At 69.3% G+C, this 11,070-nt stretch carries 11 protein-coding genes; 6 read left to right on the top strand and 5 right to left on the bottom strand.

Annotated features, from left to right (window positions below; genetic code table 11):
• Positions 1-150: 150 nt before the first annotated feature.
• The 3 genes from ACI79Y_RS13165 to ACI79Y_RS13155 all read right to left on the bottom strand — a co-directional run bounded on the left by ACI79Y_RS13165 (position 151) and on the right by ACI79Y_RS13155 (position 2,615).
• Entirely contained in the window at positions 151-837 is a 687-nt protein-coding gene (locus ACI79Y_RS13165) for a permease (RefSeq protein WP_457158901.1), read from the bottom strand.
• A gap of 150 nt (positions 838-987) precedes the next feature.
• On the bottom strand, positions 988-1,119 hold the full coding sequence (locus ACI79Y_RS13160; protein ID WP_457158905.1) for a DUF3237 family protein: 132 nt from the start codon (positions 1,117-1,119) through the stop codon (positions 988-990).
• A gap of 113 nt (positions 1,120-1,232) precedes the next feature.
• Positions 1,233-2,615 carry an FAD-binding oxidoreductase gene (locus ACI79Y_RS13155; protein WP_457158900.1) on the bottom strand — a complete coding sequence of 461 codons (1,383 nt, stop codon included), beginning with the start codon at positions 2,613-2,615 and terminating at the stop codon, positions 1,233-1,235.
• A gap of 341 nt (positions 2,616-2,956) precedes the next feature.
• Here ACI79Y_RS13155 and ACI79Y_RS13150 point away from each other — a divergent pair, with 341 nt between their 5' ends.
• The 6 genes from ACI79Y_RS13150 to ACI79Y_RS13125 all read left to right on the top strand — a co-directional run bounded on the left by ACI79Y_RS13150 (position 2,957) and on the right by ACI79Y_RS13125 (position 8,744).
• Positions 2,957-3,811 carry an ABC transporter permease gene (locus ACI79Y_RS13150; protein WP_457158899.1) on the top strand — a complete coding sequence of 285 codons (855 nt, stop codon included), beginning with the start codon at positions 2,957-2,959 and terminating at the stop codon, positions 3,809-3,811.
• Positions 3,808-4,593, top strand: coding sequence for an ABC transporter permease (locus ACI79Y_RS13145; RefSeq protein WP_457158898.1), 786 nt, complete (start codon positions 3,808-3,810; stop codon positions 4,591-4,593). The genes ACI79Y_RS13150 and ACI79Y_RS13145 overlap by 4 nt, the downstream gene beginning before the upstream one ends.
• A 14-nt stretch (positions 4,594-4,607) precedes the next feature.
• The gene (locus ACI79Y_RS13140; protein ID WP_457158897.1) at positions 4,608-5,390 is read left to right on the top strand and encodes an ABC transporter ATP-binding protein; all 783 of its coding nucleotides are present in this window, start codon (positions 4,608-4,610) and stop codon (positions 5,388-5,390) included.
• Between the two features lie 71 nt (positions 5,391-5,461).
• Positions 5,462-6,457, top strand: a complete 996-nt coding sequence (locus ACI79Y_RS13135; RefSeq protein WP_457158896.1) for an ABC transporter substrate-binding protein — start codon at positions 5,462-5,464, stop codon at positions 6,455-6,457.
• Positions 6,458-7,252: 795 nt separating this feature from the next.
• Positions 7,253-8,215, top strand: a complete 963-nt coding sequence (locus tag ACI79Y_RS13130) for a TIR domain-containing protein (RefSeq protein WP_457158895.1) — start codon at positions 7,253-7,255, stop codon at positions 8,213-8,215.
• A 232-nt stretch (positions 8,216-8,447) separates the two neighbouring features.
• Positions 8,448-8,744 carry a hypothetical protein gene (locus ACI79Y_RS13125; RefSeq protein ID WP_457158894.1) on the top strand — a complete coding sequence of 99 codons (297 nt, stop codon included), beginning with the start codon at positions 8,448-8,450 and terminating at the stop codon, positions 8,742-8,744.
• A 144-nt stretch (positions 8,745-8,888) separates the two neighbouring features.
• Here the strand turns inward: ACI79Y_RS13125 and ACI79Y_RS13120 are convergent, their stop codons facing one another.
• Positions 8,889-9,719 carry a hypothetical protein gene (locus ACI79Y_RS13120; RefSeq protein WP_457158893.1) on the bottom strand — a complete coding sequence of 277 codons (831 nt, stop codon included), beginning with the start codon at positions 9,717-9,719 and terminating at the stop codon, positions 8,889-8,891.
• A complete protein-coding gene (locus ACI79Y_RS13115) occupies positions 9,716-10,984 on the bottom strand; it encodes a toll/interleukin-1 receptor domain-containing protein (RefSeq protein ID WP_457158892.1) in 1,269 nt (422 codons plus the stop codon). Before ACI79Y_RS13115 ends, ACI79Y_RS13120 begins: the two co-directional genes overlap by 4 nt.
• Positions 10,985-11,070 lie beyond the last annotated feature (86 nt).

Here is an 11,070-nt window from a genome sequence, read left to right as displayed (position 1 = left end):
CCCCCCCCCCCCCCCGCCCCCCCCCCCCCCCCCCCCCCCCCCCCCCCCCCCCCCCCCCCCCCCCCCCCCCCCCCCCCCCCCCCCCCCCCCCCCCCCCCCCCCCCCCCCCCCCGGGACCGGTGCAGCAGTGCGCTCGTCGAGCGCGAGCCGTCAGCGGACGGTGGAGCGGTCGGCCTCGACGGCCCGCTTGCTCGGCCACATCTTGGCGCCGATCACCCCACCAACAGCCGCTGCGGCGATCGAGAGGCCCAGGCCCAGGGCGGCCCAGCCGGCGCTCGTGCGGGCGACGTCCGCAGCCTCACCGGCCGCGACGTCCGGCAGGTTGGCCTGCTGGATGCCGGCGACGTCGGTCACCAGCCCGGCGAGGGAGCCGAACAGGGCGCCGCCGCCGAACAGGGTCAGGAGCACCAGCGTGACCACGGTGAGCGCCCAGACGAGGATGCCGTGCAGCAGCCCCTCGGCGAACCCACGCCACAGTGCGGTCGCTCCGGCGGTGAGCCCACCCAGGAAGAGGGCGATCAGGCCGTTGACCCCGCTGAGCCAGTCGGCGTTGCTCGCGCCGTCTCCGGGGCCGACGTCCCACCACCCCAGGGCGAGGGTGGCCACCTGCAGCAGCAGGAAGGTCGGCACCGCCACGACCAGGCCGGCCCAGACCGGGCCCCAGCGCACCCGGTCGCGGCGGGACCCGCCGCCGACCGGCACCGGGACGGTGTGGCTGTCATCGTGGCTCGGACCGGCCGCGCCGGCGCGGCTCGCACCCTCACCGCCGACGCTGGCGGGCTCCACCGCGACGTCCTCGCGGGCGTTCGTCTCCGTGCGCGTACGACTCTCCGTCATCTCGATTCCTCGTTCCGCTCGGGGTCGTTGACGACTCCTGATGTGCCCGCTGGGTCCGCAGCCCACCACCCGGGGGCGGAGCCGTCATCGGATCGTGATCCACGCCGGGAACTCCGCTGCGGCGGGGAACGGCGAACGGCGGCCCGGGCCTCAGCCGACGCGGAAGAAGTCGAAGACGACGGCGTCCGGGTGCCGCCCGCCCGCGCCGACGAACAGGTGCGTCGCGAGGACCGCCAGCCGCGGGGCCTCGGTCTCGAAGCGCGACACCGACCGGAGGTAGATGCGCCGGGTCGACGGTGACCTCCAGGTGCAGCAGGTGCTCCGGAGGCGGCGGAGCGAGCGGCACGGGGTCTCCCATCGATCGAGAGCGTGGTGCCGGCGAACCGGCCGAAGGGCTACCAGAGGACCCCGGGGTTGAGGATCCCCTTCGGGTCCAGGGCACTGCGCACCCGCCGTCCGACGTCCATGACATCGGGGTCCAGCTGGTCCAGCAGCGCCGACCGCTTGGTCCGCCCGACCCCGTGCTCGCCGGTGATGGTGCCGCCGCAGTCGAGGGCGACCCGGAGGACGGCGTCGAAGGCCTGCAGCGCGCGCTGCCGCGCCTCCTCGTCGCCGGGGCGGTGGACGATGGCCGGGTGCAGGTTGCCGTCGCCGGCGTGTGCGAAGACCGGGATCTCGACTCGGAACGTCGCGGCGATGGCCTCGATGCGCTCCATCGCGGTGGGCAGCTGGTGCACCGGCACGCAGATGTCCTCGGACAGGACGGCGCCGCGGACGTCGACGGCGTGGCCGACCGCGCGCCGCGCCTCCAGGAACATGTCCCCCTCGTCCGGGTCGTCGGTGGCGAACACGCTGCTGGCGCCGGCCGCCTCGCAGCACTCCGCCATGACGGCGAGCTCGTCGGACCGGGCGGCACCGGGCGCGTCGGACTGGCCGACCAGCAGGGCCCCGGCCTCCCGGTCCAGGCCCATCGCCCGGAAGTCCTCGACGGCGTTGATCGACGCCGAGTCCATGAGCTCCAGCATCGACGGTCGGGCGCGTGACCCCATCGCCACCACGGCGCGGGCGGCGGCCCGGGTGTCGTCGAAGTAGGCCACGAGCGTGCCGGCCGGGTGCGGCTGCGGCACCAGCCGGAGCATCACCCGGGTGATCACCCCCAGGGTCCCCTCGCTGCCGATGAAGAGCTTGAGCAGCGGGAGCCCGGCGACGTCCTTGACGGTGCGCCCACCCAGGGTGATGAGCCGCCCGTCGGCCAGGACCACGTCGATCCCGTACACGTAGTCGGTGGTGACGCCGTACTTGACGCAGCAGATCCCCCCGGCGTTGGTCGCCACGTTCCCGCCGATCGAGGAGATCCGGAAGGACCCCGGGTCCGGCGGGTACCAGAGCCCGTGCTCGGCGGCGGCGGCCTTGACGGCGGCGTTGAGCGCCCCGGGCCCGGCGACGGCGGTGCGGTCGACCGGGTCGATCTCGATCGTGGTCATCCGCTCGGTGCTCAGCACCAGGCATCCGTCGACGGCGGTCGCACCACCGGCCAGGCTCGTGCCGGCGCCGCGGACGATCACCGGGACCCGGTGCTCGTCCGCCCACCGGACGGCGGTCTGCACGTGGGCGGCCGACTCGGCGCGCACCACGGCCACCGGCCACCCGGCGTCGGGCAACCGCGACCAGTCGTGGCGGTACCCCTCGACCACCGCCGGGTCGGTGACGACCACCCCGTCCGGGAGCGCCGTTCGCAGCAGTTCCACCGGGGCGCCCTGGGCGACCGTGTCCTCCATCCGCTCAAGCAAGCAGACGCCGGGGTCATGGGCAAGCGAGCGCCCTCGGTGCGTCGGTGGCTACGTCATCCGACCTAGCGGCGCCTGCCGGAAACGCGCTACCGAACTGGCCCGTGCAATGGTGTCCCGGGCCACATTCTGGCCCTAGGCTCACTCCGGGGTGCAGGTGCCGCGCTCGACGCGTGCACGCCCCCGTTCGCATGCACTGCCCGACGTTTCCACCACCTGATGCACTCGAAGGGAGGATCGTGACGAGGTCGAGTCGACCCGCAGGGCCTGGCGACGCCCGGTCCTCCGGCAGCCCCACGGTCGAGGCCTGGGACCCGACGACGCCACCCTCGGTGGCCGACCGGTCAGCCGCGGACGCCGCGGCACCCGGCCCCGCCGGTGACCGCGCGCCCCGAGCGCGGGACGATCGGCGCAGCGAGCGGCTGCGCGACTGGTCGCTGCCCCTGCTGGGGGTGGTCATCGCCATCGGCGTGTTCGAGCTGCTCCCCCGGATCGGCCTGATCGACCGGCGGTTCTTCCCACCGGCGTCGGAGATGTTCGGCGCGCTCTGGGACCGGGTCGCCGACGGCTCGATCTGGGAGCCGATCGGGCAGACGCTGCAGGGCTGGGGCCTGGGCCTGGGCACCGCGCTGGTGATCGCACTGCCGCTGGGCATCGTGATCGGGTCGGTGTACCTGCTCTTCATGGCCACCCGGACGACGGTGGAGTTCCTCCGCCCGATCCCGTCCGTGGCGCTGATCCCGCTGGCCGTCCTGGTCTTCGGGGCCGGGCTGGAGAGCAAGTGGTTCCTCGCCGCCTTCGCCGCGACCTGGCCGATCCTGCTGCAGACGCTGTACGGCGTCCGGGACGTCGACCCGGTGGGCCTGGACACCGCCCGGTCCTTCGGCATCGGCGCCTTCACCCGGTTGCGGCAGGTGGTGCTGCCCAGCGCGCTGCCCTACATCGTCACCGGGATCCGCATCTCCTCGGCGGTGGCGCTGATCCTGTCGGTCACCGCAGAGCTCGTCCTCGGCGCGCCCGGCCTCGGGCAGGAGATCAACATCGCCCGGCAGAGCGGGGCCGTGCCTGGCATGTACGCCCTGATCATCACCACCGGCCTGATCGGCTGGGTGCTGAACATCGCCCTGTCCGTCATCGAGCGGCGCCTGCTGCACTGGCACGCGTCGCAGCGGGAGCGTGCCCGATGAACGAGCCCAGCCGGCCGATCCGGTTCCTCGGCATCGGCCTGGAGTTCATCGTCCCGATCGCCCTGCTGGTGGCGTGGGCGCTGGCGTCGTCGAACAGCACGTCGTTCTACTTCCCGCCGCTGGTGGACATCTTCCGGGCCTTCGGCGACACCTGGTTGTTCGAGCGGGTCGGCAGCGACGTCGTGCCCAGCCTGGCCCGCATGTTCGCCGGCTACGCGATCGCCCTGATCGCCGCGCTGGTCATCGGGGTGGCGCTGGGCTTGAACCGGACGCTCGGCCGGATGGCCGACCCCGTCGTCCAGTTCCTGCGGGCCATCCCGGCCCCGGTGCTGCTGCCCGCCGGCATCCTGCTGCTGGGCATCGGCTCGGGGATGAAGGTGGCGCTGATCGCCTTCGTCTGCGTGTGGCCGGTGCTGCTCAACACGATCGACGGCGTGGCGGGGGTCGACCCGGCACTCCGGGAGACCGCGCGCAGCTACGGCATCCCGTGGCGCGACCGGCTGTTCCGGGTGGTGCTGCCCTCGGCCTCGCCGCAGATCTTCGCCGGCGCCCGGATCAGCCTGTCGCTGGCCGTGATCATGATGGTGGTCTCGGAGATGATCGCCAGCAGCAACGGCATCGGCTACTTCGTCCTGCAGTCCCAGCGCACGTACGCCATCACCGCGATGTGGTCCGGGATCATCCTCCTGGCGATCATCGGCTACGTGCTCAACGTCCTGTTCCTGCTCGTCGAGCGCCGAGTGCTCCGCTGGCACCGCGGTGCCCGCGCCGGCGCCGGCTGACCGGAGGTCCCACCATGTTGCGCGTCGAAGGCCTCAGGAAGGTCTACCAGGAGGGCACCAAGCGTGCCTTCGAAGCCGTGGCCGACATCACCTTCACCGTCGAGCAGCGGGAGCTGGTCTGCATCGTCGGCCCCTCCGGGGCAGGCAAGACCACGCTGCTGAAGATGATGGCCGGGCTGCTGCCGCCCACCTCCGGCGCCGTCTACCTGGACGGCGAGGAGGTCAACGGGCCGCCGGAGAAGATGGCCCTGGTCTTCCAGGACTACTCGCGGTCGCTCTACCCGTGGATGACCGTGGAGGAGAACATCGCCTTCCCGCTCAAGCACCGCAAGCTGGAGAAGTCCGAGTCGGCGCGGCTGGTGCAGGACACCCTGCAGTCGGTCGGCCTCGCCGGGGCGGGCAAGAAGTACCCCTGGCAGCTGTCGGGGGGCATGCAGCAGCGCGTGGCCATCGCGCGGGCGCTGGCCTACCAGCCCGAGATCCTGCTCATGGACGAGCCCTTCGCCTCCGTCGACGCGCAGACCCGCGCCGACCTGGAGGACCTCGTGCTGCAGCTGCGCGGGCGGTACGGCGTCACGGTCGTCTTCGTCACCCACGACATCGACGAGTCCGTGTACCTCAGCGACCGGGTCGTGGTGCTCTCGCCGTCCCCCACCCGGGTGCAGGAGATCGTCGACATCCCGCTCCCCCGGCCGCGCGACCAGGTCGAGACCAAGGAGCTCGCCGACTTCGCCCACCTGCGGGCCTACGTCTGGCGGTCCATCAAGCGCCCCGAGGCGGCCGACGTCCCGGCCTGACCCTCCGGCGGCCACCTCCCACGAGGGGCCACCCGGTGTTCCACCGACGCAACACCACCAGAAGGAGAACGATGAGCCACCGTCCGTTCACCCGTCGCGCCACCACCACGGTCGCCGGCCTCGCCGTGCTCGCCCTCGCTGCCTCCGGCTGCGGCGGCGACAGCGACAGCGATGCCTCAGGAGGCGGGGGCGAGGGCGGCGGCACGACGACCGTGCAGGTCGGCACACTGCCCATCGCCAACGCCGCGGCCATGTACCTCGGCATGGAGCAGGGCTTCTTCGAGGACGAGGGCCTGGAGATCGAGCCGACCGTCCTGCAGACCGGCAACGACATCATCACCGGGCTGGTCTCCGGCGACTTCGACTTCGGCTTCGTCGGTTACATCTCCGCCGGCATCGCGGCCGCCCAGGGGGTGCCGGTCTGCGTGGTGACCGCCAGCGACGCCACCGGCACGAGCACCGAGGACGACTGGCAGGTGCTGGTCGCCAGCGGCGACAGCGACATCGAGAGCGCGGCCGACCTCGCCGGCAAGACCATCAGCGTCAACGGCCTCGGCGGTGTCGCCGAGGTGATGCTCAAGGCGTCGCTCGACCAGGAAGGGGTCGACTGGCGCACGGTCGAGCTGATCGAGGTGCCCTTCCCCGAGGTGCCCGCCGCGGTCGAGGCCGGCCGGATCGACGCCGGCTACACGTCGGAGCCGTTCGTCACCACCGTGCTCGACCAGGGCGGCAAGGTCGCCTTCGCCCCGCAGTCGGCCATCGCGCCGGAGTACCCGAACGGGTCGTACGCGGCGAGCCAGATGTACGTGCAGGAGAACGCAGACGTCGTCGAGCGGTTCGAGGCGGCGATGACCACCTCGCTGGACTACGCCCGGGAGAACCCGGACGCCATCCGCGAGATCATCCCGACCTACACGCAGATCTCCGAGGACGTCGCCGGGCGCATGCGGCTGCCCGTCTACCAGTCGGAGCTGCAGACCGACGCGATCGACCAGCAGATGGGGTTCATGGAGACCTACGACATCGTCGAGGACGCTCCCACCGCCGACGAGCTCATCTGCGGCTGACCTGATCCGCGACTGACGGCCGCTGCGCCGGGCCCTGCCCGGTGCGGCGGCCGTTCGCACGTCCTGGCCCGGGAGGCGCCCGAAAGTGGCGCAACTCGGGGTGCCCACGAACGAACGAGGCCCTGACCGGCGATCACGCTGGTCAGGGCCTGTGTGGCTCCCCCGACTGGACTTGAAACCAGTAACCATGCGATTTGATCTTGCCCTAGTTCATCAACGCTGACATTTGCCGAACCAACACGTTGACCAGCAGCTTTAGAGTTGGTCCACGTTGGGTGCATGAGCTCGCCTCAGCACGTCTTCAATGAGTAAACGATGCCTGACCGGGACGAATAATCGTCGATCGGGTGTCCACCTAACCCAGGAGGGCCACCCGGTCCACCCGACCGCCAAGCAGGAGGGCTCTGGTCTCCTCGCCGAGTCGGGTTGGCCTCAGGCCGTGCTGGTCTGACTCACGCGCACGCCCTCGCCATGGCGACCACAGATCCCCAGCGAACCCAAATCGTAAGTCCGAGACAGACCGGGCCATGCGACGAGCCGTCCGCGGATCTTGCGGGCGGGCCAAAGCCTTTGCGTCCGGCGCCTTGGCTACCGGGATAAGATGGCTGCCACCGTGTCGACCACTCAGCGCTGTAAGAACCGCGCCACGTAGCACGCATGTCACGGGCGTTAGACGGCCAGACCGAATGTGGCCCTGCAGGCTCGACCGCGGTCCGTTGTGGCTGGACCCTATTTCGCCGAGGAACCCGCCTACTCTCAGGCAGCCACGGCGGCAGAGGATGTTCGGCAGAGGACGTGGAGCGCTCGCTGGCGCTACCCGACCTACGTGCAGCCGTATTATGCGACCGTGACATCAGCCATGGACGCCTCACCCAGCCCGCAATGACGGCGCAGCTCATGAATGGGCGGCGCGTATTCATCAGTCATGCGCACGCCGACAAGGATCGTGCGGAAGCCATCACCGCGGCGCTTGGGGCGGCTGGCATTGCCACCACTCGCCCCGATCCCGTCCAAACGCTTAGCTCAGACGTGGTGAAGCAGCGTCTATCCGACGCAATTCGCTCGAGCGACATCGTAGTTGTGCTGATTTCCGAGGCGGCCGCACGCAGCAAATGGACGTCATGGGAGGTTGAACTGGCCGCCTCGCATGAACTTAAGCAACGAGGCGTCGTTGTGATTCCCGCCAGGCTTGACGCGACAGACGTGCCAGGCCAGCTTGAGCACCGCGACGTTGTCGACCTCTCTAAGGACTTCGGCAGTAGCCTTCACACTCTCATACAGCACGTCAAGGCGGCTACTCAGATCGACTTCGGTCAGCTAACTCCTGGCGACTTCGAGAGGCTCGTGGCCGACCTGCTAGTCGCACTCGGCTTCGCGGTCACCCTTGCAGACCCTTCGGCCGAAAGCGGCATCGACCTGAAGGCGACGCGGCAGGTGACTGACCCCTTCGGCGTCCCGGAAACAGAGACCTGGCTCGTGCAATGCAAGCTGTATGGCCGCGACCGGATCTCCGTGGAGGCCATCCAACGCATGGCCGGGATGGTCACAAGCGCACCGGCAGCGACCCGAGGCCTCTTAGTCACCAACGCACGCATTACGTCTGTTGCCCAGGAGCATCTGACAGATCTTGAGCACAGTGGACGCGCGCGGATTCGTGTGCTCGATGGTTCGGAGCTTACCACCCTCCTTTACCAGCTACCGAAGGTTTCAGACCGACACTTTGGCTCTTCGGCGGATAGATCAAATGCTCCCACCTGAAGAGGCGCTACGGCGACGCTTGGACGCAATCCCACCCGGGCACGCCGGCTGGAGGGAATTGGAAGACGTTGGAACGGAGACCCTTACACATCTCCTCGTTCCGCCGCTGACGAAACCCCTGCGGCAACCGCGCACCTACTCTGGAACCGACAGGCGTGACGCGATTTTCCCAAATCGCAACCATGAAAGGCGAAATGCCTGGTCTCATTTGCTAGCCGAACTTGACGCGCGCATGGTGGTGTTCGAGTTCAAAAACTACGCTGCTGATCCGGTAGGCAAAGATGAGGTTAATCAGACACGGAACTACCTCACGCGAACCATCGGGCGCCTCGGCATTGTCATCTCCCGCACTGGCTTTGATGGCGGCGCACACATCAAGCGCAACAGCGCGTTCAGCGAGGAGGGAAAGGTCATACTACTGTTGACCATCAAGGACATCGAGGAGATGCTTTACATGAAGGAGCGGGGCGAGGATCCGGCCGATTTGATCATGGACGCCGTCGAGCGGTTTTACGTCGAGTACGAGTAGTGCACGAATAGTCGGAGCGCCGCAACAACCATGACGGCGTCACCTAGCGCGGAAACGCACAGAATGACTATCTCGACCCTGCCGATAGTCCGCCGTCAGCGACCGAGGTCTTGAGCACCTGGTTTGTTCAACCTGATGGGGGCACTACCGACGCCCCTGTAGACGCGCAAGACCTAGGACAACGAGTGTCGCGATGTCTCCTGGACGATGAGTCACGGCCAGCTGGCGGCGCTCGGCGTCCTCCAAGCCGTCCTCCGTCGAGATCGCGTTCGCCGCGACCTCCGTCAGCTGCTGGACAGCAACTGATGCTGCGTCGGCACCTGCAGGAAGGTCCGGCGGTGCCCAGTCCGACACATCGCGACCGAGGGCTCGGGCGATGGCGGCGGCGGCCCCGCCGAAGCCTGCCGCGACGTAGATCGGTTGACCGCTCTGCAGGGACAGCAGCGCCTCTTCGATGACTCCCGGCATCGCACCTTGATGGCCGGTGAGCTGACCGCCGACTACTACGCGTGCGTCGGTGTGGGCGGCGATGTGTCGGCGGAGCGCCGTCAGCGCCATCGGAGGATCGACGGACCCTTGCGTCGGGGGACGGTGTCGCACCTGTATTTCGTTGCCCTCAGCGTCCAGGCAGACCAGCGTGGCGGCGGTGCCCAGGCGGCGGTCGATGGCGGCGAGCTGCTGGTCAGTGAACTTGCGGTGCTCGGTCTCGGCGAGGCAAATGGTGAGGGCGTTGCGCCCGTCGGCGTACCGGCGAACCTCGTCCATGAGGATTTGGGTGAACCCCTCGGGCTGGATCCGGCCGCCGTAGGTCAGATTGCCTCCGGCCAGGAGGACCGCCCGAGCAAGTTCGGCCACCGCCAGCTCGCAATGTTGCTGGGTGAGCCCAAGGCGGCCGAGATCTGCGCTGTCCGACACGGAGAAGCCGATGTCCAGGCCGGTGAGGGCTCCGGCGGGCACCAGCGTGGGATCGCTCATGGCCGGATCCTGCCGCCGCGGTTGGCGAAGGTACGCGGCGTGAGGATGTCGACATCCTCGGTGAACCCCGCGAGGGCGCAGAGCTCGACGATGACCTCTGTCTCGCGCGGGCCCAACGGCGGATCTGGGTGCATGATCCACACGTGTGGGTCTCCGCTGTCCTCGGCTCGGTGCTGGCGCAGCCAGGGAACGACGGTGATCGGTTCGGGGGCGTGGCCGGGTAGCCAGTCGAAGCCGTCGCGGCGCAGGTACACCGACTGCTGCTGCCAGAGCGCCCGTTTGAGCGACTCGTCGACCAACCTGTTCAGTGCTCGCTCGATCGCCGTCCGCGCGTCGTCGGGATGGCAGGGAATCACCGGCACGTGGTCCATCAGGAAGGACCCGCGGTCCTCCTGCTGCCGCACCGCAAAGAGTGCCACTACGGGAACGTCGCGCTGCTTAGCGGTGAGCACCTCCCGTTGGGTCCACTCGCGCCCAGAGTAAAGGTCCGTACGCACCATGAGGAGCGCGCTGCTGCCGGCGGCGGCATCCAGCGCCCTCTCCCAGTCCGAACCGATCTGCAGGTCATGCGCGTCGAAGAACTCGCCAAGCCGCGTGTTCCGCAGCACCTCACGGACCTGCTCGAGCAGCTGAGGTCCGTCTTCCTGCTGCATGACCGTGTGGTGCTTGGTGTGGCTGACGAACACGGTGATCCGCTCACCATGCAGACCTGGTCCCGGCGGCACCCCAACAGGACCGGTATGCAGGCGCTGGGCGATGGCCTGGGACAGCTCGCGGGCAAGCGTCGCGGGGCTCTCGGCCGCCTCCTGGGGGAGGGCCTGCTGCCTGGCGGCAAGCCCCGTCAGGACCGCACCGTTGAGGTCTGCGTCCGGATCACGCAGCGGATACACGCCGACCAGCGCACTGATCTCACCGCCGACATCGGGGGACGATCGGTCGGCGGCGAACACTGCCTCCATGTAGGCGCGCCAGGTCGGATCGCCCTGCACGGCACGGGCCAGTCCCGTGCCGAGCACCGGGACGACCGCAGTGATCTGAGCGGTGGGCAGGCCCGCCGGGAGAGGCTGCATGAAAGGCAGCGGCCGTGGCGGCGCCGACTGGTCCTCCCAGCCGACGCTGCGCAGGTACACCTCCACTGCACCGCCGGCCAGGCCAGCGTAAGCCGCGCTGTGGAAGTGCTCGGTCAGCCAGCCCGCCACCTCAGCGCCCAGGCCGTCGTCGGGGTGCCAGAGAACATAGACCTCCAGGATCGGCGGCAGCGGCACACAGCGACTGTAACTAGCGGTCCCGCCTTCGTCAGCGGCTGGAGTGTCACCGGTACGGGGTACCGTTCGCGTGGGAGATGGGGGTG

Source organism: Modestobacter sp. SYSU DS0875, assembly GCF_054050915.1.
This window is presented reverse-complemented; position numbering and strand designations above follow the sequence as displayed.

Excerpts from the sequence above, each read along its gene's own strand:
- ACI79Y_RS13120 (WP_457158893.1), bottom strand. The coding sequence starts at position 9,719 with ATGAGCGATCCCACGCTGGTGCCCGCCGGAGCCCTCACCGGCCTGGAC.
- ACI79Y_RS13155 (WP_457158900.1), bottom strand. The coding sequence starts at position 2,615 with ATGGAGGACACGGTCGCCCAGGGCGCCCCGGTGGAACTGCTGCGAACG.
- ACI79Y_RS13165 (WP_457158901.1), bottom strand. The coding sequence starts at position 837 with ATGACGGAGAGTCGTACGCGCACGGAGACGAACGCCCGCGAGGACGTC.
- ACI79Y_RS13135 (WP_457158896.1), top strand. The coding sequence starts at position 5,462 with ATGAGCCACCGTCCGTTCACCCGTCGCGCCACCACCACGGTCGCCGGC.
- ACI79Y_RS13125 (WP_457158894.1), top strand. The coding sequence starts at position 8,448 with ATGGTGGTGTTCGAGTTCAAAAACTACGCTGCTGATCCGGTAGGCAAA.
- ACI79Y_RS13145 (WP_457158898.1), top strand. The coding sequence starts at position 3,808 with ATGAACGAGCCCAGCCGGCCGATCCGGTTCCTCGGCATCGGCCTGGAG.
- ACI79Y_RS13140 (WP_457158897.1), top strand. The coding sequence starts at position 4,608 with ATGTTGCGCGTCGAAGGCCTCAGGAAGGTCTACCAGGAGGGCACCAAG.